The 26,657-nt window shown below is 69.6% G+C and carries 29 protein-coding genes; 15 read left to right on the forward strand and 14 right to left on the reverse strand.

The genetic code is table 11. From position 1 onward, the window contains the following. Positions 1 to 70: 70 nt before the first annotated feature. From AB0J87_RS26035 to AB0J87_RS26060, 6 genes are all read right to left on the reverse strand, one after another. Positions 71 to 817 carry a glucose 1-dehydrogenase gene (locus tag AB0J87_RS26035; protein WP_363969101.1) on the reverse strand — a complete coding sequence of 249 codons (747 nt, stop codon included), beginning with the start codon at positions 815 to 817 and terminating at the stop codon, positions 71 to 73. A gap of 90 nt (positions 818 to 907) precedes the next feature. Further along, the gene (locus AB0J87_RS26040; RefSeq protein ID WP_355205604.1) at positions 908 to 1,105 is read right to left on the reverse strand and encodes a ferredoxin; all 198 of its coding nucleotides are present in this window, start codon (positions 1,103 to 1,105) and stop codon (positions 908 to 910) included. After that, positions 1,105 to 2,325: a cytochrome P450 gene (locus AB0J87_RS26045; RefSeq protein ID WP_363969103.1), complete on the reverse strand. Its 1,221-nt coding sequence runs from the start codon at positions 2,323 to 2,325 to the stop codon at positions 1,105 to 1,107. The genes AB0J87_RS26040 and AB0J87_RS26045 overlap by 1 nt, the downstream gene beginning before the upstream one ends. 284 nt (positions 2,326 to 2,609) lie before the next feature. Then, positions 2,610 to 2,903, reverse strand: coding sequence for an iron-sulfur cluster assembly protein (locus tag AB0J87_RS26050; protein WP_363969105.1), 294 nt, complete (start codon positions 2,901 to 2,903; stop codon positions 2,610 to 2,612). A gap of 11 nt (positions 2,904 to 2,914) precedes the next feature. Next, complete coding sequence (locus AB0J87_RS26055; protein WP_363969107.1) at positions 2,915 to 3,985, reverse strand: amidohydrolase family protein; 1,071 nt, start codon at positions 3,983 to 3,985, stop codon at positions 2,915 to 2,917. Next, entirely contained in the window at positions 3,982 to 4,587 is a 606-nt protein-coding gene (locus AB0J87_RS26060; protein WP_363970114.1) for a TetR/AcrR family transcriptional regulator, read from the reverse strand. Before AB0J87_RS26060 ends, AB0J87_RS26055 begins: the two co-directional genes overlap by 4 nt. A gap of 67 nt (positions 4,588 to 4,654) precedes the next feature. Here AB0J87_RS26060 and AB0J87_RS26065 point away from each other — a divergent pair, with 67 nt between their 5' ends. From AB0J87_RS26065 to AB0J87_RS26075, 3 genes are read left to right on the forward strand one after another with little or no spacing between them, the layout of a single operon-like run. Beyond that, positions 4,655 to 6,211: an AMP-binding protein gene (locus tag AB0J87_RS26065; RefSeq protein ID WP_363969109.1), complete on the forward strand. Its 1,557-nt coding sequence runs from the start codon at positions 4,655 to 4,657 to the stop codon at positions 6,209 to 6,211. Positions 6,212 to 6,259: 48 nt separating this feature from the next. Then, complete coding sequence (locus AB0J87_RS26070; RefSeq protein ID WP_363969111.1) at positions 6,260 to 7,387, forward strand: aromatic ring-hydroxylating dioxygenase subunit alpha; 1,128 nt, start codon at positions 6,260 to 6,262, stop codon at positions 7,385 to 7,387. After that, a complete protein-coding gene (locus AB0J87_RS26075; RefSeq protein WP_363969113.1) occupies positions 7,384 to 7,578 on the forward strand; it encodes a ferredoxin in 195 nt (64 codons plus the stop codon). The genes AB0J87_RS26070 and AB0J87_RS26075 overlap by 4 nt, the downstream gene beginning before the upstream one ends. A gap of 26 nt (positions 7,579 to 7,604) precedes the next feature. Here the strand turns inward: AB0J87_RS26075 and AB0J87_RS26080 are convergent, their stop codons facing one another. Further along, on the reverse strand, positions 7,605 to 8,741 hold the full coding sequence (locus AB0J87_RS26080; protein WP_363969115.1) for an acyl-CoA dehydrogenase family protein: 1,137 nt from the start codon (positions 8,739 to 8,741) through the stop codon (positions 7,605 to 7,607). 165 nt (positions 8,742 to 8,906) lie between these two features. Between AB0J87_RS26080 and AB0J87_RS26085 the strand changes: the two genes are divergently transcribed. The 11 genes from AB0J87_RS26085 to AB0J87_RS26135 all read left to right on the forward strand — a co-directional run bounded on the left by AB0J87_RS26085 (position 8,907) and on the right by AB0J87_RS26135 (position 18,992). Beyond that, positions 8,907 to 10,109 (forward strand): CoA transferase, encoded by a 1,203-nt coding sequence (locus AB0J87_RS26085; protein WP_363969117.1) that lies wholly within the window; start codon positions 8,907 to 8,909, stop codon positions 10,107 to 10,109. Then, positions 10,106 to 11,830: an AMP-binding protein gene (locus tag AB0J87_RS26090; protein WP_363969119.1), complete on the forward strand. Its 1,725-nt coding sequence runs from the start codon at positions 10,106 to 10,108 to the stop codon at positions 11,828 to 11,830. Before AB0J87_RS26085 ends, AB0J87_RS26090 begins: the two co-directional genes overlap by 4 nt. After that, the gene (locus AB0J87_RS26095; RefSeq protein WP_363969121.1) at positions 11,827 to 13,002 is read left to right on the forward strand and encodes an FAD-dependent oxidoreductase; all 1,176 of its coding nucleotides are present in this window, start codon (positions 11,827 to 11,829) and stop codon (positions 13,000 to 13,002) included. The genes AB0J87_RS26090 and AB0J87_RS26095 overlap by 4 nt, the downstream gene beginning before the upstream one ends. Further along, positions 12,999 to 13,448 (forward strand): nuclear transport factor 2 family protein, encoded by a 450-nt coding sequence (locus tag AB0J87_RS26100; RefSeq protein ID WP_363969123.1) that lies wholly within the window; start codon positions 12,999 to 13,001, stop codon positions 13,446 to 13,448. The genes AB0J87_RS26095 and AB0J87_RS26100 overlap by 4 nt, the downstream gene beginning before the upstream one ends. A gap of 33 nt (positions 13,449 to 13,481) precedes the next feature. Beyond that, the gene (locus AB0J87_RS26105) at positions 13,482 to 14,237 is read left to right on the forward strand and encodes an enoyl-CoA hydratase/isomerase family protein (RefSeq protein ID WP_363969125.1); all 756 of its coding nucleotides are present in this window, start codon (positions 13,482 to 13,484) and stop codon (positions 14,235 to 14,237) included. Then, positions 14,234 to 14,728: a MaoC/PaaZ C-terminal domain-containing protein gene (locus AB0J87_RS26110; protein WP_363969127.1), complete on the forward strand. Its 495-nt coding sequence runs from the start codon at positions 14,234 to 14,236 to the stop codon at positions 14,726 to 14,728. The genes AB0J87_RS26105 and AB0J87_RS26110 overlap by 4 nt, the downstream gene beginning before the upstream one ends. Further along, the gene (locus AB0J87_RS26115) at positions 14,721 to 15,908 is read left to right on the forward strand and encodes a thiolase family protein (protein WP_363969129.1); all 1,188 of its coding nucleotides are present in this window, start codon (positions 14,721 to 14,723) and stop codon (positions 15,906 to 15,908) included. The genes AB0J87_RS26110 and AB0J87_RS26115 overlap by 8 nt, the downstream gene beginning before the upstream one ends. Further along, positions 15,905 to 16,342 (forward strand): OB-fold domain-containing protein, encoded by a 438-nt coding sequence (locus AB0J87_RS26120; protein WP_363969131.1) that lies wholly within the window; start codon positions 15,905 to 15,907, stop codon positions 16,340 to 16,342. The genes AB0J87_RS26115 and AB0J87_RS26120 overlap by 4 nt, the downstream gene beginning before the upstream one ends. Beyond that, complete coding sequence (locus AB0J87_RS26125) at positions 16,339 to 17,514, forward strand: thiolase family protein (RefSeq protein ID WP_363969133.1); 1,176 nt, start codon at positions 16,339 to 16,341, stop codon at positions 17,512 to 17,514. The genes AB0J87_RS26120 and AB0J87_RS26125 overlap by 4 nt, the downstream gene beginning before the upstream one ends. A gap of 3 nt (positions 17,515 to 17,517) precedes the next feature. After that, positions 17,518 to 18,321, forward strand: coding sequence for an enoyl-CoA hydratase-related protein (locus AB0J87_RS26130; RefSeq protein WP_363969135.1), 804 nt, complete (start codon positions 17,518 to 17,520; stop codon positions 18,319 to 18,321). A 107-nt stretch (positions 18,322 to 18,428) separates the two neighbouring features. Next, positions 18,429 to 18,992, forward strand: coding sequence for a TetR/AcrR family transcriptional regulator (locus AB0J87_RS26135; protein ID WP_363969137.1), 564 nt, complete (start codon positions 18,429 to 18,431; stop codon positions 18,990 to 18,992). 32 nt (positions 18,993 to 19,024) lie between these two features. Here the strand turns inward: AB0J87_RS26135 and AB0J87_RS26140 are convergent, their stop codons facing one another. Next, complete coding sequence (locus AB0J87_RS26140) at positions 19,025 to 19,963, reverse strand: integrase core domain-containing protein (RefSeq protein WP_363969139.1); 939 nt, start codon at positions 19,961 to 19,963, stop codon at positions 19,025 to 19,027. Positions 19,964 to 20,277: 314 nt separating this feature from the next. Here AB0J87_RS26140 and AB0J87_RS26145 point away from each other — a divergent pair, with 314 nt between their 5' ends. Beyond that, entirely contained in the window at positions 20,278 to 20,403 is a 126-nt protein-coding gene (locus AB0J87_RS26145) for a hypothetical protein (protein ID WP_363969141.1), read from the forward strand. Positions 20,404 to 20,490: 87 nt separating this feature from the next. Here the strand turns inward: AB0J87_RS26145 and AB0J87_RS26150 are convergent, their stop codons facing one another. The 6 genes from AB0J87_RS26150 to AB0J87_RS26175 all read right to left on the reverse strand — a co-directional run bounded on the left by AB0J87_RS26150 (position 20,491) and on the right by AB0J87_RS26175 (position 26,530). After that, the gene (locus AB0J87_RS26150; RefSeq protein ID WP_363969143.1) at positions 20,491 to 22,698 is read right to left on the reverse strand and encodes a xanthine dehydrogenase family protein molybdopterin-binding subunit; all 2,208 of its coding nucleotides are present in this window, start codon (positions 22,696 to 22,698) and stop codon (positions 20,491 to 20,493) included. Next, positions 22,695 to 23,684 (reverse strand): xanthine dehydrogenase family protein subunit M, encoded by a 990-nt coding sequence (locus AB0J87_RS26155; protein ID WP_355208352.1) that lies wholly within the window; start codon positions 23,682 to 23,684, stop codon positions 22,695 to 22,697. The genes AB0J87_RS26150 and AB0J87_RS26155 overlap by 4 nt, the downstream gene beginning before the upstream one ends. Next, positions 23,677 to 24,150, reverse strand: coding sequence for a (2Fe-2S)-binding protein (locus tag AB0J87_RS26160; RefSeq protein WP_363969145.1), 474 nt, complete (start codon positions 24,148 to 24,150; stop codon positions 23,677 to 23,679). The genes AB0J87_RS26155 and AB0J87_RS26160 overlap by 8 nt, the downstream gene beginning before the upstream one ends. A 213-nt stretch (positions 24,151 to 24,363) precedes the next feature. Further along, positions 24,364 to 25,248, reverse strand: a complete 885-nt coding sequence (locus AB0J87_RS26165; RefSeq protein ID WP_363969147.1) for an integrase core domain-containing protein — start codon at positions 25,246 to 25,248, stop codon at positions 24,364 to 24,366. Positions 25,249 to 25,422: 174 nt separating this feature from the next. Next, entirely contained in the window at positions 25,423 to 25,821 is a 399-nt protein-coding gene (locus AB0J87_RS26170) for a MerR family transcriptional regulator (protein ID WP_363969148.1), read from the reverse strand. A gap of 517 nt (positions 25,822 to 26,338) precedes the next feature. Continuing rightward, the gene (locus AB0J87_RS26175) at positions 26,339 to 26,530 is read right to left on the reverse strand and encodes a hypothetical protein (RefSeq protein ID WP_363969150.1); all 192 of its coding nucleotides are present in this window, start codon (positions 26,528 to 26,530) and stop codon (positions 26,339 to 26,341) included. Between the last annotated feature and the right edge of the window lie 127 nt (positions 26,531 to 26,657).

Raw genomic sequence — 26,657 nt, forward strand, 5'->3', positions numbered from 1 at the left:
AGGCAGGGCACTTCGGCCCTGGTACGCGGATGCCGCTCGGCGGCAGACGTGCTCGTGCGCGGTCTTCTCGTTACTGCGCGGTCAGCGCTCCGTCGATGACGTGCTCCTGACCGGTGATGTACGACGAGTCGTCGGAGGCGAGGAACAGCACCAGGCTGGAGACCTCGTCCGGATCGGCCATGCGCCGCAGCGGGACCTGATCGGTGATGCCGCCACCGTCCTCGTCGGTGGCCGCGACCATCATGGGCGTCTTGATGTAGCCCGGATGCACCGAGTTGACCCGGATGTTGTCGGGGCCGCATTCGACGGCGACGTGCTTGGTCATGCCCCGGGAGGCGAACTTGCTGCCCACGTAGGCCAGGTTCGGCGAGCCGACGATGGACACGATGCCGGCGATCGAGGAGATGTTGACGATCGAGCCGCCGCCGGCCCTGCGCATCGACGGGATGACCGTCTGCATGCCGTAGAACTGGGAGTGCTGGTTGACCGCGCACACCTTGAGGTACTCGGCTTCGTCGAGCTCGGCGGTCCCGGAGATCGGGCCGAGGATCCCGGCATTGTTCACCAGGATCGTCACTGTCCCGAAGGTGCTTTCGGCCTGCCGCAGCACCTGCTGCCAGTCGGCCGGCGAGGTGACGTCGTGCCGGATGAACAGCGCGTTGTCCCCGAGCTCTTTGGCGATCAGCCGGCCGCGCTCCTCGTTGACGTCGGTCAGCACGACTCTCGCGCCCTCGGCGACGAATCGCCGCGCGTGCGCCTCGCCCATGCCCTGCGCGGCGCCGGTGATGACGGCCACCTTGCCATCGAGCTTGCCCATGGTGTGCCTCTCCTTGCTGGATTACGGACCGCCGCGTTCGGGGCGGCCCCTTTCTGTCGGTTCAGGCGGCGTACGCCGCGTGCCCGGCGGTCAGGCGTGAACGGTGATGGCCCGTTCAGGACATCCGCGGGCCCCGGTGGCGGCGGCCGTCTCCCGGCCGGCGGGAACCTCGACGGGCTCGTCGAGATGGAGGTTGAACCCGTCGTCGTCCGACTCGTAGACCTCCGGCGCGAGCATGTAGCAGCGGCCGTGCCCGGAGCAGAGAGACCCGTCAACCGCGTACTTCATCAGAGCGCGTCCTCCCGGCGGCGGGGCTCGAACACCAGTGGGAGGTTGTTCATCGCGCGGGTGAGACCGGTGGTGTAGGTGATCTCGGCGTCCGGCTTCAGGGAGAAGTCCGGGATGCGCCGCAGGAGCTCCTGCATGACGACCTTGCCCTCGATCCGGGCGAGGTGGGAGCCGATGCAGCGGTGGGGGCCGAACCCGAATGCCGCGTTCACCGGGAGGTCCCGGTCGATGTCGACCGTCTTCGGGTTCTCGTAGGCGCGGGGGTCCCGGCAGGCGGCGGCGTAGTTCAGCATCACCCAGTCGCCCTTCTTGAAGGTGTGCCCGCCGACCTCGACCTCCTCCTTGACCGTGCGCCCGAGGGCCACGACGGGCGCGTACACGCGGACGAACTCCTCGATCGCCTTGTCATGCAGAGCCGGATCCGCGGCGAGGCGGGCCCGGTCATCCGGGTGCGTCGCGAGGTGGTAGGTCATGCCGGCGAGCAGGTAGGTGGTCGTGCCCAGGCCGCCGGCCAGGAGGTCGGTGACGACGCTGACCTTGTGCTGCCAGGGGCACGGCTCACCGCTGTCGAGCTGCACGCCCTTGAGCACGGCGTCGACGAAGTCGCCCCTCGGCTCCTCCCCCAGGCGGCGCTCAAGGTAGGCGTTGATATAGCCCAGCGCCGTGCCCCAGCCCTGCGCTCGGCCCTCGAGCGGGCCGAACAGGGCGTCGTCGATCGCCTTGATCAGCGGCGGCAGGTCGTCCAGCGGCACGCCCATGTAGCTGGAGAAGAAGACGCGGCCCGGCAGGGTGGCGGCGAAGTCCGCGACGAAGTCGCACTCTCCGCGCTCGACGAACTGGTCGATCAGGTGGTTGGCGTGCTCGCGGATCGACCCCTCGTAAGAACGCACGGCACGCGGGCTGAAGTAGCCGTTGAGGGCGCTGCGCCACCGGTTGTGGTACGGCGGGTCGGACTCCTCGGGGTACATGAACGGCATTCCCTCAGGACGGTTCGGCTGGAAACCCTCCGCGCTGCTGAACGTCTCCCAGTTCTGGCCGACCGTGCGGACGTCCTCCTGCCGGTTGACGACGTAGTAGCCGTGCCCGACATTGCTCCTCGCGACGGGGCAGTGCTGCACCAGGTCGTCGATGACCTCGACGAAGTCGTCGTTGAACTCCGGCGAGTCGAGGTCGAAGTCATGGAAGTGGTCTCGGGTCGAGTGTGGTTGAGTCGCGGTCACGAGGAGCCCTCCGTGGGTTCTCGACATGGAGATGCCGGTGCTCGCCCCGCCGGCGTACCGGTTGGCCGGGGGTGTGGCGGGTGTCACATGCTTGAAACAAATGTTTGTCTAGGGCCAAGGTCGTGTCAATAGCGGCCGGGCGACTTGGGCCCATGGGAGACTCGGGCAGAGCCGAGGTCGAGTCGCTCAATGGGGCAGTGACGTGCACCTTTGTGTACGACACCGCAGATCGGGGAACATCGCGTTGCCGCCGACTCGATGGCCGACACCGCCGACAACAACAATCAGTTGTTTGTTTTAAGCCGATCAGGAGTCCACAACGTGGTCGTCGACACGGTGACCTCGACGATCTCAACCCCGGGCAGCTCACGCAGGACGTCGACGATGTAGCGGCGCAGGCCGGTGAAGTGCACGCACGACGAGTCGGTCAGCACGAGCTCGACCCGGACACGGCCGTCCGCGCACTCGACCTTGTCCACCAGTCCCATCTGGCAGATGTCCAGCGGCATGCGCATGAGAACCCCGCAAGGCTCGGGGATCTTGCTCAACTGGGCGCGAATCGTCTCCTCCGACGGCATCGCCACAACGCTCACCGCCCGCTCGGAACGCGGAGCCGGCTCCACGGCCCAGGTCCGGCCACCCGCCGCGCGGCGAACTCGTCGGCCGCCGTCCGCTCGCGTACCTCGTCCTCGTCGAGCCCGAGCATCCGCAGCGCGTTGCCGCCGAGGATCTTCTTCCGGTCGGCGGCGGTCAGCTGCGGGATGCCGTGCTCCGCCAGCACACGCTCGGGGAACTCGTATCCGTCGAACGCGGCGAGCAGGGGCGCGGGGTGGCTGAGGTTGGCGCCGCTCGCGTACAGCAGTTGGTCGACGCCGGCCGCGCCGACGAGCGTGGCGAGGATCTTGGCGAACGCGTCCGGCCGGACCACCGCGTAGGCGAACACCGATTCCAGCGTCGCGTACAGGTTGCGGTGGCGGGCCAGCAGCGCCGCCGTCTTGTCCAGAAACGCCGCACCGGCATGCACGATCTGGAACGTGAGCTCGGGAAAGCGCGCCGGCGCGGCCTCCAGGTCGTCCACGTCGAACGCGCCGCGCGGCGCCGGCGGTAGCCAGAGTGCCTTGTGCACGGCCACATGGCGGACGCCGAGGTCGCGCGCCGCCTCCAGCAGCGGTGTGGCGAAGTCGGGCCCGTCGATCCGCCAGCCCTCTCCCCTGCCGCCGTAGAAGAACGCGGGATAGAGCTTCAGCCCGTCCACGCCGAACTCGCGAACCTGCCGCTCCAGCTGAGCGATCGCCGCATCGGTCACGGGGGTGTCCACGGTGGCGTACAGCCGGAACCGATCTGGGTGGCGGTCACGGAACGCCGCCGCCCGCTCCGGGTCGGTCACGTGCCCCTTCGCGAAGCCGAGGTTCGGCAGCGCGTGGATGACCGCCAGGTCGACCGGGCTCTCCACGAACAGCGCGTCCGCGACGGCTTCGTACGGGAAGTCCGAGAAGAACTCCTCCCGGCCGAGCTGGAAGTCCCGGTGCTCCTCGCCGGTGGCGAGCAGGTGCGCGGCATACACCGACTCCAACTGCTCGCGGCCGAGCGGGTCCTGGTTGGCGGGCGCGAGGTTGTACGGATGCACCACCGCGTCCACCACGACACCGTCGTCGATCATCCATCCTCCTGTGGGTCGGCGCGGATCAACGGCCCGTTCAGCAGGGCGTCCGCGAGCTTCTCGCCGATCTCGTCCGCCGTCGCGGGACCGTGGGGCGAGAACCACTCCGGCGTCCAGTTGAGGGCCCCGAGCAGCCCGAACACGACCATCCGCGGGTCGAGGCCGGGCGCGAAGACCCCGGCACGGACACCGGCCCGCAGCGTCTCGGTGAAGAACCGCTCGTACCGGGCGCGCTTGTCCAGCAGTCGCGCCCGGTTCTCGGCACCCAGGAAGCGCCACTGGTGAAACACGATCAGCGTCCGCTCGGGGTTCTCCGCGACGACCCGGACGTGCGCCTTGATCGCCTCCCGCAGCAGGACCCGGGGATCGTCGCTGGTCGCGCGCACCTCTTCGAGCACCTGGTTGAAGTGGTCGACGCCGCCCTCGATGATGGCGAACAGCAACGACTCCTTGCTGACGATGTGCGCGTACAGGCTGCCCGGGAGCATCCCCACGGCCCTGGCGATGTCACGCATGGAGGTGCCGGTGTAGCCCCGTTCGCCGAACAGGCGCGTCGCCTCCCGGAAGATCGTCGCGTACCCGTCGGACTCCTGCTCCGCCATCTCGTGCACAAACAAATGTTTGTATAGTCACTTCGCGGGTGTCAATATGGGACGGGAGTGAGCGCCAATGAAGCATGCGAGCGCGACCACCGCGGCGCAGATCCTCTGGGCAGGAGCCGAGCTCTTCGCGGACCGGGCGTGCGTGACCGATCTGGACGCGGCGCACGCCGACGAGACTTTCAGCTACGAGGCCGTGGCGGCCCGAGCGGCGGCCACCGGGGGCGCGCTGCGCGCGCTCGGCCTGCGGCGCGGCGACCGCGTGGCCATCCTCCTGCACAACAGCCAGGCGTACGTCGACGTCTTCCTGGGTGCCCTCGCGGCCGGGCTGATCGTCGTCCCGCTCAACGTCCGGCTCACCCGGGAGGACTATCTGCACATGCTGACCGATTCCGGCTCGCGGGTGCTCGTCACCACGTCCGAGTTCGGCGCGCGGCTCCCCCGCGACGGGGAGGTCCACGACCTCACCGTCGTGCTCGCCGACGCCTCGACGCACGATCTCGCGGCAGGCGCGGCCCCCCTTTCCGGGCCCGAGCCCGGCGAGGAGAGCGAGGTCGCCAGCCTCATGTACACGTCGGGGACGACCGGCTCACCGAAGGCGGTCATACTCACGCACGCCTCCTGGCGCAGCGTCGCCGACACGGCCATCGAGGTGCTCGGGTTCGCCGACGGAGAGGTGACCCTGCACGTGGCGCCGCTGACGCACGGCGCGGGCTTCCTCTTCCTGCCGACGCTGATGACCGGCGGCCACAACCTGCTCTGCCGCTCCTTCGACGCGGCTCGAACCGCCGTCCTGCTCGGCAGTCACGGTGTCACCGGGATGTTCGTCGTCCCGTCGATGATCAGGATGCTGCTGGACGCCGTACCCCCCGGTTTCACGGCCCCGCCGACCTTCCGCCGCCTGTACTACGCGGGCTCCCCCATCGACCCCTTGACGTTGCGCGAGGCGACCGCGGCGTTCGGCGGGCGCGTCGTCCAGTCGTTCGCGCAGATGGAGTCGCCCATGTTCGTCACAGTGCTCGACCAGGAGGACCACCGCCGCGCGCTCGGCGACCCCGGCCTGCCTCTGGTGCGCTCGGCGGGCAGAGTCCTACCCGGCGTCGAGCTCCGCGTCACCGACGATGACGGCACGCCTCTGCCCGCCGGCGAGCCCGGGGAGATCCTGGCCCGGGCCCCGCAGACGATGGCGGGCTACTGGGACCGGCCCGAGGACACGGCCGCGGCGCTGCGGGACGGCTGGCTGCACACCGGCGACGTCGGCTACCTGGACGAAGAGGGCTACCTCTTCCTGGTGGACCGCAAGAAGGACATGATCGTCACCGGTGGCTCCAACGTCTACGCGCGGGAGGTCGAGGAGGTCCTGCTCGCGCTGCCCGGCGTGCGCGAGGCGGCCGTCGTCGGGCTGCCGCACCGCATCTGGGGTGAGGCGGTGACCGCCGTACTCGTCGCCGACGGCACTCCGCGCGACGAGCAGGAGATCATCGCGGACTGCCGCAGGAGACTGGCCGGCTATCGGGTTCCCAAACGGGTCGTGTGGGTGGACGAGCTGCCCCGCAACGCCTACGGGAAGGTGCTCAAGCGACGGCTCCGCGACGAGCTCATTGACACCCAGGACGGCCAGGGCTAGCTTAAAACAAATGCTTGTTTGTTATCAGGCCTGAGGAGTTGGGCACCTATGACTCAGACGAGATCGGGCACCGAGCTGACTCCAGCCGAGAAGCAGTATCCCTTGCCGCCGAGCCTGCTCGACAAGTCCGTCTACACCGACCTTGACCGCTACCGGCGCGAGCTCACCGAGATCTTCCACCACGCGTGGTTTCCCGTGCATCCCTCGTCGGACGTGGCCCGCCCGCGCGACTACGTCGTCTGGGACCAGATCGGACAGTCGGTCGTGATCACCAGGCTCCCCGACGGCACGGTCAGCGCCTGGCACAACGTGTGCCAGCACCGTGGCGCCCGGCTGGTGAACGGCTCGGGCAACTGCGGCAACGCCCGCTTCACCTGCCCGTGGCACGGCTTCGTGTACGGACTGGACGGCGTGGTCGGCAGCGTGCCGCTGCGCGGCAGTTTCGACGCGGCCGAACTGGACGGCCTGCGCGCGCCCGCGGTCCGGAACGAGGAGTGGGGCGGGTGGATCTGGCTCTGCTTCTCCGACGACGTGCCACCCCTGCGCGAATACCTCGGCGAGATCGGCGACGAACTCGCCGGCTACGGGCTGGAGGGCTTCACCACCAAATTCCGCACATCCGTGCGGCTCAAGGCCAACTGGAAGATCGTCGTCGACGCGTTCAACGAGACCTGGCACGTGCCCTTCACCCACAGGGACACGCTCGCCGGGCTCGTCATGTGGCGGGACGCCATTCTCAAGATCACGCCACCGCACACGTGGATGACCCTGCCGATTCGCGGGTTCACCGACAAGGCGCTCCACAACGGCGACCACCGTGCCTCGCACCTGTGCCACTACCTGGCGTTCCCCAACACGATCTTCAGCTGCTTCCCCACCCACCTGCAGATGTGGAGCGCGTGGCCGATCTCGGTCGGCGAGACGCTGCTCTGCGCGTACGAGGTGGTCGGCCCGCCGCCGGACGGCATGCCGGCGGAGAAGTGGGAGCGCCACAACCAGCGGGACTGGGACCAGTTCCTCGAAGTGCTCGCGGAGGACTCCGTGGTCATCGACGACTTCGCCACCGTGATCGGCTCGCTGGGCTTCACCCGGAACATGTTCAACACGGCAGAGAGCAGGCTGACGGCCTTCCACGAGGAGATCGCGAAACGGCTGGGAGAAGGAGCACCACGATGACCACGATCAAGGTGGACCGCTCGACCTGTCAGGGGTACGGCAACTGCGTGCTCGCGCTGGCGCCGGTCTTCGACCTCGACGAGGAGGGGCTCGTCGTGCTCAAGCGCGACGACGTCGAGCCGGACGAGCTGGACGGGTTGCGGCGGGCAGCCTACGACTGCCCGACCGACTCCATCACGTTCGTCGAATAGCCGGGGCGGGTGGACACCCGCCCCGGCTACAGGCCCATCTCCTTGGCGATGATGCTGCGCTGGATCTCGTTGGCGCCGCCGCCGACCATGGCGTGCTTGGCCTCGCGGAAATAGCGCTCCATGTCGTACTCGGGCAGCTGGGCGTATCCCCCCAGGGCCTGCATGCCGTTGAACGAGGTCTTGAACGCGGTGTCGGCCGCGAACACCTTCGCCATCGACACCTCCTTGAGCGCGCGCTCGCCACGGGCCATCTTGGTCGCCGCGTTGTAGACCAGCAGCCGAGCCGCCTCCACCTCGCACTCGTTCTCCGCCATCCGATGCTTGAGCACCTGGAAGGAGGACAGCGGCCGGCCGAACTGGGTCCGGTCCTTGGTGTAGTGGATGGTGTCGTCCAGCGCAGTGCGCGCGTTGCCGACGTAGGACGCCGCCAGGCTCAGCCTCTCGTACTCCAGGTGCTCACCGATGTAGGCCCACCCGGTGCCCGGCTCACCGATGATGTTCCCCCTCGGCACGCGGACGTCGGTCAGGAAGATCTCGGTGGTGCCGAGGCTGCGTCGGACGATCGTGTTCAGCTTCCGGATGTCCACGCCCGGTGCCGTGTTCGGCACCAGGATGAGGCTCAGCCCCTTGTGCTTGTCCGGGCCGGTCCTGGCCAGCACCGTGATGACCGTGTCCGGGAGGTGGGCGCCGGAGCAGAAGACCTTGTTGCCGTTGAGCACCCACGCGTCGCCGTCGAGGACCGCCTTCGTCTGCAGGCTCGCGGCGTCCGACCCGGCGCCCGGCTCGGTGATGGAGATGCTGAACTTCGTACGGCCCTGCAGGAACCCCGGCAGGTACGCCTCCCGCTGCTCCTCGGTGCCGTGGTTGGCGATGTTGGTCGCGGTGAACATCGAGGTCATCACCGCCGCGGCGAAGTCAAGACTGTACTTCGCGATCGCCTCGCAGAAGATCGCGTACATGACCGGGTCGGCGTCCAGGCCGCCGTACTGCTCGGGGATCAGCAGGCCGAGCCAGCCGCGGTCGGCGATCTTCTGGTACGCCTCGTCCGGGAACTCGCGGGACTCGTCGTGCTTGCGGATGTACTCCCGGCCTACCTCGCGCTCCATGAAGGTGTGCAGCGTATCGCTCCACAGCTGCTGTTCTTCGGTGAACCGGAAATCCATCCTCGGCCCCTTCGGTCATCTCACGCGGTCATGCCCGCGGCACGCGGGCCGTGGTCTCCACGCTAGCCCCGGACATCGCTCATAACAAGTGTTTGTTTTGACCGGGCGATCGTCTATGGTGAGGCACGAGCACTGGCGGTCACCTCACTGTCCCGGAGCCGCACCGTGAGCCTGGAACGCACCTACCCCGACCTTCGTGTCCTGGATCTCAGCGAGAACATCGCCGGCCCGCTGGCTTGCATGATCCTCGGCGACCTCGGTGCCGACGTGGTCAAGGTCGAGCGGCCCGACACCGGCGAGGCCACCAGGGACCTTCCACCCCGGTGGGATGGCGAGAGCACCGTCTTCCTCGCCATGAACCGGAACAAGCGCAGCGTCGCCCTCGACATCCGGACGACGGAGGGCCGTGCGGCGGTCCTGCGCATAGCGCGCGACGTCGACGTCGTCATGGAGTCCTTCCGCCCGGGCGTGGCGGACCGGCTGGGACTCGGTTTCGAGCACTTCCGTCAGGTGAGCTCGAACGTGGTGCACTGTTCGGTGAGCGCCTTCGGCGAGCGTCCGCTCGGTCACGACCGGCCCGGCTACGACGCACTCATCCAGGCATTCACCGGCATCATGGCGATGACCGGCGAGGAGAGCGGGCGCCCGGCCAGAGCGGCGCCCTCGATCGTGGACATCTCGACCGGGCTGTGGGCCACCATCTCGATCCAGGCCGCGCTCGTCCGGCGCGCCGACGGTCGCGCGCAGCACCTGCGCGCGAGCCTGGTGGACAGCGGGTTCTTCCTCCTGTCTCACCAGATCATGGGCTACCTGGCCACGGGCACGTTCCCCGGCCGGCTGGGCTCCGCCGCGCCGAGCACCGCGCCGTACGAGGCGTTCCGCACGGCCGACGGCTCGATCATGGTCGCGGCCGCGACCGACCGGTTGTTCGCGCGACTGTGCGCCGCGCTCGAACTCGGCCACCTCATGACCGACGACCGGTTCCGTACGGTGGCGGACCGCGTGGAGAACCGGTCCACGCTGAGCGAGATCGTCGAAGGCCGGCTTCGTACGGCGAATTCGGCGCACTGGCTGGAGCGGATCACGGCGGCGGGCGTGCCGGTGGGGCCGGTCAACGACCTCGCCGCCGCGCTGGCCCACCCCGTGACCGCCGAGCGAGGCATCGTCCAGGACGCCCTCGACGGACGGATACCAGGGCTCAAGCAGCTCCGGTTGCCCATCGACGAGCACACTCGGTGCGCGATGCGCCAGCCCCCGGCGTTGGGCGCGCACACCGAAGAGGTCCTCGCCGAAGCGGGGTTCTCCGAGGCCGAGATCGGCCGACTCGTTGCACCAAAGGTGATGGAAAGGACGGCGCGACAGGGATGAGCAGCGTTTCCCCCGCCGCACGGCGAGAGGCGCTCGAGGCCCGGCATCCGGTGTGGGTGCCGCGCACGACCGCCCAGCAGCTCGACGTGACCGCGGCCGCGTTCCCCGACCGGCCCGCGATCCTCGGCGAGCGCGGCTACACGTACGCCGAGCTGCGGGACTGGACGATCCGGCTGGCCGCCGGGCTGATCGCAGCCGGTGTGGAGCCCGGCGACCACGTGGCCGTCGACCTGGCCAACTTCCCGGAGGTCGTGGCCCTCAAGTACGCGGTGGCCCGCGTCGGAGCGGTGTCGGTCTCGATCAACTTCCTGCTCCGCCACGAGGAGCTGCGTTACGTGCTGAGCCAGTCGGACTCCACCGTGCTCATCACGATGGACCGGTTCCGGGACCTTGACTACCTCGACGCGCTCGACCGGATCGCGCCCGGCTGGGAACGCGGTGGCGGCGGCGCGGCCCTGCCCCGCCTGCGGGCGGTCTTCGTCATGGGCACGGAGGGGCCGCCGGCCCGCGGCAGCTCCCTGGCGGACCTCGTCACCCTGGGCGCGTCCATTCCGGACGAGACGGTGCTGCGGCGGACCGCAGCCGCCGACCCGTTCGCCGACTCCGACCTGCTCTACACCTCCGGCACCACCGGGAAGGCCAAGGGCGTGCTGCTGCGGCACGACGCCGTCCTGCGGACCGCCTACGCCAGTGCGTACACCCGTGCCTTCCAGGACGGGCGACGCATCCTGTTCGCCCTGCCGATCTACCACGTATTCGGCTACGTCGAGGCCACCGTCGCGGCGTTGTTCGTCGGAGGCGCGATCTGCCCCCACACGGCGTTCGACGCCGACCGGATGCTCAGAGACGTGCCGGCCCACCGGATCGACGAGCTGATCTGCGTGCCCGCGATGACCTCGGTCGTGCTGGACAAGGCGCGCTCCGGCGGCTACGACCTGACCTCGCTCACCACGATGTTCTCCTCGGGCGCGGCCCACCACCCGGCGATGTGGCAGGAGATGCTGGACGTGCTGGGCGTCGACGAGCTGTTCACCGCCTACGGGCAGACCGAGACGACCGCGTCCACCCTGTGCACGCAACCCGGCGACCCGCTCGACCGGCTGCGCGGGACGAACGGGTGCGTCAAGCCGGCCGGGGTGGCCGGCGAGCCGGAGCTCGGCGGCGCGCTCGGCGTCTACCGCGTCATCGACCCGGACACCGGTGCCGAGCTGCCTCGCGGCGAGATCGGTGAGCTGGTGGCGCGGGGGCCGCTGGTGACCGAGGGCTACTACGACATGCCGGAGGAGACGGCCGCGGCGTTCACCGCCGACGGCTGGTTGCGCACCGGCGACCTCGGCCGGTTCGACGAGCAGGGCTACCTGGTGCTCACCGGGCGCCGCAAGGAGTCCTACCGGTGTGGCGGCGAGCTCGTCATCCCGGGAGAGGTCGAGGCGGTGCTCGCCGAGCACCCTGCCGTGCTCGCCGCGCACGTGGTGGGTATCCCTCACGAGCGCATGGGCGAAGTCGGTTGCGCGTGGATCGTCGCGGCGACCGCGGAACCGCCCGATCCCGAGGAGCTCATCGCCTTCTGCAAGCAGCGGCTCGCGCGCTTCAAGGTGCCGGCCTCGGTCCTGTTCGCCGACGCGGACGAACTGCCGACCACGGTCACCGGACGGGTCCAGAAGTTCCAGCTCGCCGAGCGCGCGGTGCTCGAACTCCGAGCCCCGGCGGCACGCCCGTGAGCGGCCCGCACGTCGTCATCGCCGGGGGCGGCCTCGCCGCGGTCCGGACCGCCCAGGCCCTGCGCGACCTCGGCCACCGCGGCCGGGTCACCCTCGTGTCCGAGGAGTCCGACGAACCCTACGACCGGCCGCCGCTGTCCAAGGAGTGCCTGCTCGGCACGCGCGGCGCCGACGACATACGCCTGGCCGCCCCGGACGAGTACGCCCGCCAGGACATCCGGCTCGTGCTCGGCCGCGCGGTGGTCGGCCTCAACCTGTGTACCCGGACGCTGACGCTCACCGACGGCGGCGAGATCGGCTACGACCGGCTGGTCGTAGCCACCGGTGCCCGGCCGCGCCGGCTGCCGTCCCTGCCGGACTCCGGCAGGGTGCATTACCTGCGGACCGCCGCGGACTCCCGGCGGCTGGCCGGCGCGCTCACCGACGGGGCGCGGGTGGCCGTGATCGGCGCCGGGTTCGTCGGCCTGGAGGTGGCCTGCGCGGCACGGATGCGGGGCTGCCGGGTCACCGTCGTGGAAGCCGCGGCACAGCCGATGGCGCCGATCATCGGCGCCGGGCCGGCGGCCTGGCTACGGCGCCGGCATTCCGAACGCGGCCTTGAGTTCCGCTGCGGCACCACGGTCGACGAGAGCGAGGAGCGGCCCGACGCTCTGGTCCTGTTCCTCGGCGATGGCACGGTCGTCGAGACGGACGTCGTGGTCGTCGGCGTCGGAATCGTCCGCGACACCGCCTGGCTGGCCGACGCCGGGCTCGAAACGCACCACGGCCTCGTCTGCGACGAGACCGGGCGCACCTCCGCCGCGGACGTCTTCGGGGCGGGGGACGTCGTCTGCCGGCACACGGCGGGCCAGTGCCGGCCGATTGGCCACTGGACCGCCGCGTCCGACAGTGCGGCCAAGGTCGCCGCGGCACTCCTCGGCGTGCCGCCCGCCGGCCTCGACGAGGACGGGTTCTTCTGGTCCGACCAGGCGGATCTGCGGCTCCAGTTCGCCGGCGCCGCTTCCCCGACGGCGACGGCGACGGTCGTGTCCGGCGACTTCGACAGCGGCAGGTTCGTCGTCCACTACACCGACGGCGACCGGCTGACCGGGGTCTTCGCCGCCAACGCGCCACGCGACTTCCTCCGCGGACGGCTCGCCCTCCGATCGGCTCCCAGGCAGGTGCGGACATGACATCGACGACGCCCCGGCTCACCTGCGACCAGCGTCAGGAGATCATCGACCTCTACGCGCGTTACTCCCACGCCTTCGACGAGGGCCGGGCCGACGAGCTCGCGGCCCTGTTCACCGAGGACGGCGTCTTCGAGCGCGAGGGCGCCGCTCCCGTCATCGGCAGGGACGGCCTCGCCGCGCTCGTCCGGGCGACGGCCGAGCGTGCGCCTGGAATGCGGCACCTCGTCAGCAACATCCTCGTCGAGGCGAGCGAGGCAGGCGCCCTGGGGCAGGCGTACGCGCTCGCCCTTGTCGTGGGCGACACCGACCTGCGGCTGGCGACCTTCGGCCGCTACGACGACGAGTTCGTGCCCACGCCGGAGGGCTGGCGGCTGCGCGTCCGGCGGTTCACGCCGTTCGTCCCCGCGGTGTTGGCGAACGCCGTCCTTGCTGTTACCGTGTCCTGAAACAACTGTTTGTTTTTTGGCGGAGGGTGCCACATGGCCAGGATCAATCCGTCGCTCGACGAGTACTCCAAGAGGTACGAGAACGTCCGTCTCGAACGCGAGAACGGCATTCTCCAGGTAACCGTTCACACCGACGGCGACAGTCTCGTGTGGACCAGCCAGGCACACGACGAGCTCGCGTACGCGTTCACCGACATCGCCTGCGACCCGGAGAACAAGGTCGTGCTGCTGACCGGCACGGGCGACGCGTTCTGCGCGGAGATCGACTTCTCCAGCTTCAACCTCGGCACCGCCGCCGACTGGGCGCACATCATGTTCGAGGGCCAGCGGCTGCTCACCAACCTGATGAACATCGAGGTGCCGGTCGTGGCCGCGATCAACGGGCCCGCGCTGATCCACCCGGAGATCCCGATCCTGTCCGACATCATCGTCGCTGCGGACACGGTCAGATTCAAGGACGGCCCGCACTTCCCGTCCGGCATCGTGCCCGGCGACGGCGCCCACCTCGCCTGGACGCACGTGCTCGGCTCGACCCGCGGCCGCTACTTCCTGCTGACCGGCCAGGAGCTCGACGCCCGGCAGGCTCTGGACTACGGCGTGGTGAACGAGGTCGTCCCCGCAGGCCAGGTGCTCACCCGGGCTCGCGAGCTCGCCGCCGACATCGCCTCGAAACCCGAGCTGGCCCGCCGGTACGCGCGCGCCGTGCTCACCCGCGAGATCAAGCGGCTCATCCACGACCAGCTCGGGTACGGGCTGGCGCACGAGGCATTGGCGGCGTTGAGCCTGTGACCGCCACCTTCAACCGGCTCCGGCACCACTTCGAGGACTTCTCCGTCGGCGACACGGTGCTCTCCCCCGGCCGGACTGTCGACATCTCGGACATCTCCGCGTTCGCCGGCCTCACCGGGGATCACTACCCCCTCCACGTCGATGAGGAGTACGGCCGCGGCACCCGCTTCGGCGGCCGGATCGCCCACGGCCCGCTCACCTTCAGCCTGGCCGTGGGCCAGGTCGCCCTGTCGGGTTTCCTCGGCGACGCGATCGTGGCGTTCCTCGAATGCCAGAACATGCGTGCGCTGGCGCCGGTGTTCCCCGGCGACACCATCCGCGTGCGGGTCGAGGTCGCCGGGGCCGAGGGTGGCAAGCCCAGATACGGCGTGCTCCGACTCGACTACACGGTCCTGAACCAGAAGGACGAGGAGGTCATGCGCTTTCGCATGGTGCTGCTCGCGCGACGCAGAGAGCCCGGCCCCGGACAGGAAGGAGACCCTGGTGAGTGATGCTGACGAGGCCGCGTTCATCGGCGTCGGCGAGCTGCCGTCCGGCCGGTATCCGAAGCGGCCGTTCATGGGCTCGCTGGTCGACGTCGCCGTGGCGGCGGTGCGGGACGCGGGCATGTCGATGTCCGACATCGACACCATCCTGCTCATCCCCTGCCTGCACTCCCCAGCCGACCAGGCCGACCTGGTGTTCTCCCGCGTGGTCGAAGAGCTGGGGCTGGGCGGCCGCGCCAAGGCGAGCTACATGATCCACTCGGGCGGGTCGACGAGCGACAACACGATGCGCACCGCCGCCGGTCTGATCGCGAGCGGGCACGCCCGCAACGTCCTGGTCCTGCAGGCCGAGAAGTGGGGCTCGGCCCCGGTCAACGAGATGATCGACATGCTGACCGCGAACGGCATACCCCGCGAGTGGGAGAAACCATCCGGACTGTCGTTCAACGCGGTCGGCGCGCTCATCACCAACCGCTACATGGCCGCCAGCGGCTCCACCGCCGCTCAGATGGCGTCGGTGTGCGTCGTGCTGCGCGAGTGGGCCAGGCTCAACCCCAACGCGATGTACAAGGACAAGCCGCTGACGGTCGAGCAGGTCCTCGCGTCCAAGATGGTCTCCGATCCGCTGCACGCGCTGGAATGCCCGATGCTGGCCGACGGCGCGGTCGGCTTCGTCCTGACGAGCGCCGCCATGGCGCGGCGCACGCACGACCGGTGGGTGCGGATCGCCGGATCCGGCGGCTGCGTGTCCCACTACAGCATCGGTCAGGAGCGCGACCTCGCCGTACTCGGCTGGCCGAAGGCCGCGGCGCAGGCCTACGAGCAGGCGGGCTGGGGGCCGAACGACGCCGACCTCGCCGAGGTGTACGACTCCTATCCCGCCGTGCTCACCATCGCGCTGGAGGGCCTCGGACTGGCCAAGCCAGGCGAGGCGGCACGGACGTTCGCCGCGGGCGACTACTCCCCCGGCGGCCGGCTGCCCGTCAACACCAACGGCGGTCTGCTCTCCGCGGGCCACACCGGCGTCGGCGGCGGCACGGCGTTGCTGGCCGAGGCCGTTCGCCAGCTGCTGGGCAGAGCGGGGCCCGAGCGGCAGGTGGCCGGCGCGGAGCGTGCGGTCTGCGGCGGCTCAGGTGGGACCTACATGGACAGCCAGGTGCTCCTGCTGGAAGGGGTGACACGATGAGTGATCCAGGGAGTGCTCCAGGGAGCGACCCGGGCATGGAGCCGCTCACCCGTCCCTACTACGACGCGCTCGGTCGCGGTGAGCTGGTCATTCAGCACTGCAACGGCTGCGGCCGCGACAACATGTACCCACGCCATCGCTGCCCCTTCTGCTATGAGGCCGATCTCGGATGGGTCCAGGCGTCCGGCACGGGAGTGCTGCACAGCTTCGCGGTGACCCGCTTCGGAGCGCCGACCGGCTTCGAGTCGGAGACCCCGTACGCGCTCGGGGTCGTCAAGCTCGCCGAGGGCGTGCAGCTGCTGGCCCGACTGTGGCCTGGCGAGGACGGCGGATGGGGCGCCTACGCCTGCGACACGCGGGTGCGCTTCCGGCCGGCGTCCCAGGACGAGATCGCCCGGCGGCCGGTGCCGTGGTTCGCGGTGGTGCACCAGTGAGCAAAGTGCTGATCGCCGGTGTCGGCATGATCCCCTTCGGGCGGGACGTACGGCGCAGCGAGCGGATGATGGTCGAGGCCGTCACGGAGCTGGCGCTCAAGGACGCCGGCGTGACCGCAGCCGAGGTGCAACGGGTGTTCCTGGCCAACGCCGCGGCCGGGCTGGTGTCCGGGCAGGAGATGATCCGCGGCCAGGTCGCGTTGCAGTCCACAGGTCTGGCCGGCGTGCCACTGGTGAACGTGGAGAACGCGTGCGCCTCCAGCAGCTCGGCCGCGGCCCTGGCGTTCGAGGCTGTGCTCGCGGGACGGTGCGACCTCGCGATCGTCATCGGTGTCGAGAAGCTGTCGCACGAGGACAAGTCCCGAACGTTCGACGCGTTGCGGGGAGCCACCGACGTCGACGCGTCCCGCCGCCCCGAGCCGGACAAGCCGGCCTCGAACTCGGTGTTCGTGAACGTCTACGCGGAGGAGGCCAGACGCTATCTCGCCGAGTACGACGCCGGCATCGAGGACTTCGCGGCCGTCGCGGTGAAGAACCGCGGGCACGCCGCGCTCAACCCGCTCGCCCAGTACCGGACGCCACAGACGATCGAGGAGGTCCTGCACGCCCGGATGGTCGTCGACCCGCTGACCCTGCCCATGTGCTCACCCACCACCGACGGCGCCGCCGCGCTGGTCCTGTGCTCGGAGGACTACGCCCGCCGCTCCGGCATCGCCGGGTGCGAGATCCGGGCGACCCGCCTGGCCGCCGGGCGCGGCCAGGAGTCCCAGCCGGTCGCGGCGGCCGCGGCCGCCGCGTTCGAGGACGCGGGACTGGGGATCGACGACATCGACGTGCTCGAACTGCACGACGCGGCCGCGCCCGCCGAGATCCTCCAGTACGCCGAGGTCGGGCTGTGCGCTCCGGGCGAGGGACACCTGCTGGTGCGTTCGGGCGCCACCGCGCTCGGCGGCAGGCTGCCGGTCAACGTGAGCGGCGGGCTGATGAGCCGGGGCCACCCGATCGGCGCCACCGGCTGCGCGCAGCTGGTGGAGATCTACGATCAGCTCGCCGGCCGGGCTGGACGCAGGCAGGTCGAGGGTGCCCGGGTCGGCATGGCCGTCAACGCGGGCGGCTGGCTCGCGGGCGCGTACGCGGCGTGTGTCGCGACCATCCTCGTGAAGGCAGGATGAGTCATGGCGGCCACCAAGCTGGAGACGCTGCATTACGAGCAGGCGGCCGACGGGGTCGTACTGCTGACCCTGAACCGACCGGACCGGGGCAACGGGGTCGTCCCGGAGATGGCGGCGGACCTGCTCACCGCCCTCACCGACCTTGAAGGCGACACCGCGGTCCGCTGCCTGGTGATCACCGGAGCGGGACGGCAGTTCTCCGCGGGAGCCGACCTCAAGGCCATGCGCGCCTACCTCGACGAGACCTTCCCGATCACCCGGGAGCCCTACAACGCGCGCGTGCTGTTCCCGGTGACTCAGCGCCTCGTCGCGTCCAGGCTGCCGGCCATCGCCGCCATCAATGGGGGTGCCACCGCGGGCGGCCTGGACTTCGCGCTCGCCTGCGACATCCGCATCTGCTCCACAGCCGCCAAACTCGGCGAAACATACATCAACCTGGGCCTGCCGCCGGGAAACGGCGGGTCGTGGTTCCTCCCCCGGCTCGTCGGCTCCGGCCTGGCCGCCGAGCTGGCCCTGACCGGCGATGTCATCGACGCGCGGCGAGCTTTGGAGATCGGCCTGGTCAACCGGGTCGTCGAGCCGGAGGAGCTGATCCACGCCGCCGTCGAGCTGGGAGCCCGCATCGCGGCCAAACCGTGGCGGGCTCTGGAGGCCACGAAGCATGCCCTGCGCTCGACCTGGCAGGTCGACCTCGCCACCTCGATGAGCAACAGCTACTGGGCGGTCGCGGCACTGCACAACGGCCCCGACCTGGCCGAGGGCGTCGACGCCTTCCTCGAACGCAGGCCGGCGCGATTCAACCGCTGACCAGCGGGAGCGAGCGCGCCGCGACCCGCCGTACAATCAGTTGTTAACCGAACGTGGGAGGACGGTTGACAACGCGGAAGGAAAGACAGGCCAAGCGAAGCGGACCTGTGTCGCCGGAGCTCATCGAAGAAGCGGCGATCAAGCTCTTCAGCGAAAAGACCTACCCGGTCGTGGGCATGCGGGACATCAGTGACGCCGTCGGGCTCCTGCCGGGCAGCCTCTACGTCCACATCAGCAAGAAGGAGGACCTGCTCCAGCGCATCGTGGAGAACGGCATCCAGCGCTACCTCGACGCGATCGAGCCGGTGGTGGAGTCGGACCAGACCGCGCCGGAGCGCCTGCGCGGCGCGATCAACGCGCACATGGGCGTGCTCGCCGAATCCCTGGAACAGACCCGCGTCGCCTTCCACCAATGGACCTACCTCGCCTCCACCGGCAGGCGCCGCGTCGTCAAGCTGCGCCGCCGGTACGAGGCCCTCTTCTCACAGATCATCGACGAGGGCATCGAGGCGGGCGAGTTCAGGGCGGTCAAGAGCGCGCGGGTGACGGTGCTGGCCATCATCGGCATGCTCAACTCGGCCACGGAATGGTTCTCCCCGACCGGCGAGCTCACCGCGGAGCAGATCGCCGAGGTCCTCACCGACGGGGTGCTCACCGGCCTGGAGGCCTGAGGCTGCATCTCGGCCACATAACAAATGCTTGTTCATTTGGCGCATACGTACTCATGCAGGGCGTCCTGCGGATGGCGTTCGTTCCAGAGCAGGCATCGATCCAGAAGCTCACGACGGCAGGACCTCACCCACCGCTCCATGACCGCGTTCATGCGCCCACGTGCGCAGCAATCGCTGGGACATGCATTCCCTCCCAGCTCAAGACGATGATGGCGGCTCTGCGCCTGCCGATAATTCCATCCATGCAGGTCAAGCGGCATGTGAGTATTCGTGGAGGACACCGCCGAGCCGGTCTCGTCGGCGTACTTCAGGTCGATGATTCGCCCGGGATCGATGATCGGGCCCGGAGCGGGACGCAGCGGGGCTGCTTGGTTCAGGGCTTGGTGGGATCGGTGCTGGTTGTAGAAGCGTTCGTACTCGCGCAGGGCGTGCCGAAGATGGCGTTCGTTCCATATGAGGCAGCGGTCGAGGAGTTCGTGGCGGCATGACTGCACCCACCGCTCCATGATCGCGTTCATCCGCGGCATCCGAATGCCTGTGAGCACTGTCTTGATGCCAGCCTCGGTGAGGATCTCGTCCATGAGGGCGGGGAACTTCCCGTCCCTGTCCCGGAGCAGGAAACGCGCTCGGCATCCCGCATCGTCCAGGTCCATCACCAGGTTCTTCATCGCCTGGATGACCCAGTCGGCGGTCGGGTGAGCGGTGGTGCCCAGCACGCGGACGCGCCTGGTGGCGTGCTCGATGACGGCCCAGGTAGTGGACGCCCGCTCGGGCGCCGGATGAAGACCTTCCTGCTTGAGGATCTCCCACACGGTGGACGGTGCGATACCGAGCGTGGTGAGCTCACCGTGAACCCGCCGGTAGCCCCAGCCAGGGTTCTCTCGGACCAGGCGCAGAATGAGGGCGCGGATGGTCTCTGGTCGGACGAGCAGCCGCAGCCGGCGCCGGAGATCGTGGGGCAGCGAGGTCAAGAGCGCGGCGAGAAAGGACGACGGCGTTCGTGACGGTCAAGTAGGCCAGGCGAAGGAGCACGACTGATCGTCATGCCGCACGTTCTTCTTCTCCTGATGGTCGGAGCTCGCGCACGCCACGACCTGGGTGGATGTAATTATCGGCAGGCGCAGTCATCCTGGTCGCGGCGGGCATCACCGACGCCATCCACCACTTCGGCGGACACACGAACTCCTGGTGGCTGGGCAGCGGCACGGCGATCTTCCTGGCCGGGCACGCGATCTACCGCGGCCTGCTGAAGAGCGGGCGGATCACCGGCCGTCTTGTCGCGGCAGTGTGCGTGGTGCCGCTGGGGCTGGCGGCGTCCTTCGCCGGCTGGGCCGCCATGGCCGCGGTTGTCGTCGTACTGGCCGTCATCGGCGTCCTCGATCACCGATCGGCCGCACGAGACGAGACCTGAACAGACGTGCCACAGCCTCGCACTTCCGAGCGGGACACCATGCCAGGGCGCCGCCGGTCGGCAGGGGCTCAGTGTCAGGGCGTCCTGTCAGAAGAGCTTGTCGATCGTGATGGGCAGCGAGCGGATGCGCCTACCGGTGGCGTGGTGGACCGCGTTGGCGATGGCGGCACCCATACCGACGAGGCCGATCTCGCCGACGCCTTTGACCCCGACGGGGTTGAACCTGTCGGGCCGGCCGACGAAGCTCACCTGCATGTCGGGGATGTCGGCGTTGACGGGGATCAGATAGTCGCCGAAGGTGGCGTTGGCGATGCGCCCGGATCCCGGATCGGTGACCGTCTCCTCGAACATGGCCATGCCGATGCCGCCGACCGTGCCGCCGATGATCTGGCTGGTGGCTGTCTTCTCGTTCAGGACGCGGCCTGCGTCGATCACCGAGACGACCCTGGCCACCCGCAGCAGTCCGAGATCCGGGTCGACCCGCACCTCCACGAACTTCGCGCCGAAGGGTCCCGCGGGCGCCAGGCCCAGCTCCCGCGAGTCCGCCGGGGTGCTGGCGCCGTGGGCGCTGAGCTCCGTCAGCCCATGCGCGACGAGGATGTCGGTATATGCCTCGCCGCGCTCGGGCGATCCCGTCCGGTGGATGCGACCGCGGCCGATGCTGACCTCGTCGACGGCGCACCCCGCCAGCGGAGAGGTGGGATCGTCGCGGACGGTGTCCAGGAAGGCCTGCACGAGATTGCGGCAGGCGGCGTGGATCGCGCTGCCGAGGCTGGCCGTCAGGCCCGAGCCGCCCTCCACGGCCCCCGGCGGCAGGTCGGTGTCGCCGAGTTCGAAGGTGACGCGCGGCAGGTCCAGCCCGAGCAGTTCGGCCGACAGCTGGGCCATCACGGTGTAGGTGCCGGTTCCGATGTCGGTTACCGCGCTGCGCACCAGGGCCGTCCCGTCCCTGCGCAGCGTCGCGGTCGCCTCGCACGGCTTCTGGAACCAGAAGAACGAGACGCCGGCCAGACCATATCCGATCAGCCAGTCGCCGTCGCGCATCGAGCGGGGCTCGGGTAGGCGGCGCGACCAGCCGAACCGTTCGGCACCGACCTCGTAGCACTCGCGCAGGGCCTTGCTCGACCACGGGAGGCCGAGTTGCGGTTGGCTCTCGGCGTAGTTGCGCAACCGGAGCTCGAGCGGGTCGATGCCGAGCTCGTAGGCCAGCTCATCCATGGCCGACTCCAGCGCGAAGTTGCCCTGTGCCTCGCCGGGGGCGCGCATCGAGTTGCACCAGGTGACGTTCAGCCGGACCTGCCGGTCACGCGTGGAGACGTTGGGGCAGGCGTAGGCGTATGCCGTGCCGGAGGCGCACGGTTCGAAGTTGTCCCCCTCCATCTGCAGCGTCATGGTGCTCTCGTGGTCGATCGCGGCCAGCCGTCCGTCGCGGGTGGCGCCGATCTTGATACGCTGCTCCGTGGCCGTGCGGTGGCCAATCCCGGTGAACATCTCCGGGCGGGTCAGCACAAGCTTGACCGGCCGGCCCACCGTGCGCGCGGCCAGGGCCGCGAGCATGACATGCGGCCACACGCGCAGCCCCGCCCCGAAGCCTCCGCCGACGAACGGGACCAGCACCCGCACGCCGCTCTCCGGGACGCCGAACACCTGCGCGAGCGCCGTGCGCAGAGCGTCGGGCCACTGGGTGGAGTCGTGGACGGTGAGGGCCTCGCCGTCCCAGGCGGCCACGGTGGTGAAGAGGCCCAGCGGGTTGTTGGTGTTGTCGACCGTGGTGTACGTCGCCTCGAACGTCACCTCGGCCGAGGCCAGGGCGGCCCCGACGTCGCCGCGACTGGAGTCCATCTCGAACGGGTCGGTGAGCACCTCCGCCCTGGGGTCATGAAGGTCGAGGCGCGGCTCGGTCGCCTCGTACTCCGCCTCGACCCGGCGGGCCGCGGCCGTCGCCTCCTCGGCGGTGCCCGCCACGACCACGGCCACGTACTGGCCGTAGTGCAAGATCCGGTCCCCCTGCAACGGCGGCGGCGGGGCCGACAGGATCACCGTGTCGGACGCGCGCCCCAGCGAGGGCGCGTTCTTGTGGGTGATGACCGCCAGCACGCCGGGCGAGGCCTGAGCGGCGCTCGTGTCGAGCCGGCTGATCCGCCCGGCGGCCACGGTGCTGCGCACGAGCGCGGCGTGCGCCAGGTCGGGGAAGCTGAAGTCGTTGGGGTAGTGCGCGGCACCGGTGACCTTCAAGGGACCGTCGACCCTGTCCACTCCCTCACCGACCAGGTCGATCTGCTCGACGATCGTCATGACGCACCTCCGGCGGCGGTTCGCAGGGCGCGCACCAGGGTGCGCTTGGCCAGCTCGACCTTGAAGGCGGTGCCCTCGACGGTGAACGGGTCCCGGACGGCGGCCTCGGCCGCCGCGGTGAAGACCTCCAGGCTCGGGGGCAGCCCCCGCAGGGCCTGCTCGGCCTCGGGCGCGTGCCAGGGAATCGTCCCGACGCCGCCCAGGGCGACGTGTGCCTCGCCGATCACGCCGCCGTCGAATCGCAGGGCCACCGCGGCGGAGGTGAGCGCGAACTCGTACGAGACCCGGTCGCGGATCTTGAGGTACGTGGAGTGCGCGTCCGGCGGGAGCAGCGGGATGTCCACAGCTGTGATCAGCTCACCGTGGGTGAGCACATTCTCCACGTCGGGCGTGTCCCCCGGCACGCGGTAGAACTCCGTCAGCGGGACCGAGCGCTCCCCGCCCGTCCCGCGCAGGTGCACGACCGCGTGCAGCGCCACGAGCGGCACTGCCATGTCCGAGGCGTGCACCGCGATGCAGTGCTCGCTCGCGCCCAGGATCGCGTGCATCCTGGCGGCCCCCTGCACCGCGGCGCACCCGGAACCACGGTGCCGCTTGTTGCACGCGGGGACGGTGGGGTCGCGGAAGTAGCGGCAGCGGGTGCGCTGCAACAGGTTCCCGCCGATCGTCGCCATGTTCCGCAGTTGGACGGACGCACCCAGCAGCAGCGCCTCACGCAGGAACGGCAGGCGCACGGTCACCGTGGGGTCGGCGGCCAGTTCCTCCATCGTGGTCAGCGCCCCCACCCGCAGCACGTCGCCGTCGCGCGCGACGCCGGCGAGCGGCAACCGGGTGATGTCGACCAGCCGGTCCGGCTCCAGGACGCCGTCCTTCATCAGGTCGATCTGAGTCGTGCCGCCGGCCAGATAGGACGCGTCGGGATCGGCGGTCACCGTCGCCACGGCCTGGCCCACCTCGCCCGCCCTGACGTACTCGAACTCACGCATCGCGGTCACCCGCCCCCATCCGGTCGCGGACCTCGCGGATCGCCTTGACGATGTTGGGGTAGGCGCCGCACCGGCACAGGTTGCCGCTCATGAACTCGCGGATCTCCGCATCCGAACCCGCGCGCCCCTCCGCCAGCAGGCACACCGCCGACATGATCTGCCCGGAGGTGCAGTAGCCGCACTGGAAGGCGTCGTGACGGACGAACGCCTCCTGCACCGGATGCAGGACGCCGTCGGCCGCGAGGCCTTCGACGGTGGTGATCGCCCGGCCCTCGCACTGCGCGGCCAACGTCAGGCAGGACAGGACCCGCTTGCCGTCCGCCATCACGGTGCACGCGCCGCAGGCGCCCTGGTCGCAGCCCTTCTTGGTGCCGGTCAGCCCCAGCCCGTCGCGCAAGGCGTCCAGCAGGGTCACGCGGGAGTCCAAGTCGAGCCGATGATCGACGCCGTTTACGGTCAAGGTCACCGCGACCCGCACGATCGTCGGTGCGGGACTCCGGTGAGTCGTGTCATGAGCCATAACCCCTCGTTTCCGGCACGGCAAGAACCGCGGCCTCGCGGGGGGAGGTCTCACTTGTCAACGATACGCTCCGCCCCCGGGGGGCGGTCTGCGGGGATCAGGGCGGCTGGGCGGCCCGCCGGAAGGAGAGGCCGCCCATGGCCTACCCGTGTTCGCTGATCACGCTCGATGGCCTACGCCTCTGATCACACCAGTCCGCAGGACCGCCAGGCGATCGGCACGCGGCGACCACTGCCCACCGTCACCGCGCACCACCACGTACGCGGTGAGCGGCGACGCGAACGAGCTGCCACCGCACAGGACCCTGCCCCTGCCGAAAATTCCATCCATGCGGTTCAAGCGGCATGTGAGTACTCGTGGGAGGACTCCGCCGAGCCGGTCTCGTCGGCGCACGGTCAAGCTCGTGATTCGCTCTGGATCAGTGATCGGATCCGGGACGGGACGTAGCGGGGCGGCCTGGGCCAGGGCTTGGTGGGCTCGGTGCCGGTTGTAGAACTGTTCGTACTCGCGCAGGGCGTGCTGCAGGTGGCGTTCGTTCCACAGCAGGCAGCGGTCGAGAAGCTCGTGGCGGCACGATTGCACCCACCGCTCCATGATCGCGTTCATCCGCGGCATCCGGATGCCGGTGAGCACGGTCTGGATGCCGGCCTCGGCCAGGATCTCGTCCATGAGCTCCGGGAACTTCCCGTCCCGGTCACGGATCAGATAGCGGAGCCGGCAACCGGCGTCCTCCAGATCCATCACCAGGTTCTTAACGGCCTGGGCGACCCAGTTCGCGGTCGGGTGCGCGGTGGTGCCAGGTACGCGGATGCGTCTGGTTGCGTGCTCGATGACGGCCAGGATGTACTGACGCCGCCCACCAAGGGTGACGGTCTCGATGAAGTCGCATGCCAGGTGCACCCGCCGGTAGCCCCAGGACGGGCTCTTCCGGACCAGGCGCAGGACGAGGGTGCGGATGGAACGGACGGTTGGCGGGCGCCCGCGCCGTTTCGGCGCGCAGGCACGAGCATGGCGCCGTTTCACGAGATCGCGGTGCCAGCGCACGGATGGAATTATCGGCAGACGCACTGCTAGGCGTCTTTGACCTGGTGGTGCAGCAGGTCGGCGAATTAGTAGTCGAGTTCGCCGGCCGCGCGGGCCTCGCTGTCATGGGGCTGTCCGGCGCTTCGGGCGCGGCCGGTCCTGATGCCCCCGGGTGTGGCCGGGGGCCGAAAGCGGTCAGTGGCGCTGGCGGAGTTCTTCGTTGATGCGCAGCGCCTCGGCGAGCTGGTCTTCCAAGATGATGATGCGACAGGCCGCTTCCAGCTGGGTGCCGGCGTCGACGAGTTCGCGGGCGCGGGCGGCCAGGCGCAGCTGGTAACGGGAGAAGCGGCGGTGCCCGCCCTCGCTGCGTAGCGGCTCGATCAGCTTGGCGGCGCCGAGGCTGCGGAGGAACGCCGGAGTGACGCCGAGGATCTCGGCGGCCCGGCCCATGCTGTAGGCGGGATAGTCCTCGTCATCGAGCCGCTGCCCGAGACTGCCGGCCGCTTCGACCGGGTGATCGGCTGGGTGAGCGCCGGTGGGGCGGGGCCGCTCCTGCCCGGAGGCGGTGACCGTTGCCCGAGGTGTTTGATCCATTCAACCTTCCGAATGCGAACAGGGGCCCCGGCGCCATGATGCGCCGGGGCCCAGAGGCTAACACCATCGACCGGCCCTGCCTCCGTGCTGCAAGGGCGGGTCACTTATGCCGCACCAGCCGCCCGATGCGGGGGTGCGGGGATCGCGTAAGCGTGACCGTAGACCACCGTCCTGTTCGTGGAGCTGCGGTACCCGTGCGGCGACATGCGGCCGGCGACGGGCGATCCTGATGGCGTTCAACACTCCCTTCCAGTTATCCGTACCTCGGCACCCCGACCGCTGGCGCCGACTTCCTGCAAGCGGCAGCGCGTCCACCGCCCCGGCCCTCTTGCTCAACCACACTGGCCGCGGCAGTCCGACCTTCTGCCCTCTACCTCGTTCTGTACTGCTGTTTTCTGTACTGCTGTCCACGTCCGTCCGGGCAGCCCCATCGTGGTGCTCGCGCTGCCCTCGTGGATCCATCCCTTGCGATGTCAGGAACTCTAGCCGCCCACAGCGCGAATGTCTACCGTGGCAACTACAGATTTTCTTTCGCTTTTGAGGCAAGGACCCGCCGCCATGCCACATGATCGATGTGAATGCAGGCAGAGCCGGGGGTGAGGCGATGGCGACGGGCGAGCACGACCAGGACCACGACGGGGCGCGGCTCCTGGGCGGCCTCGATCTTCGTCGGCTTGATCGCGCCGGATTGGCGATCCTTGATCTCCATGACCGATAGTTCTCCGATGGCCGGGGCCTGGTGCTCGTGTCAAACCCTTCTTCTCGCCCGGTCCATCCGAGGCATCTCAACGTCGTTCGGCAGCTTGCATCCATTCATAGGTGGAGTTAACATACAA

Source organism: Nonomuraea sp. NPDC049625 (assembly GCF_040675285.1).
Classification (GTDB): Bacteria; Actinomycetota; Actinomycetes; order Streptosporangiales; family Streptosporangiaceae; genus Nonomuraea; species Nonomuraea angiospora_A.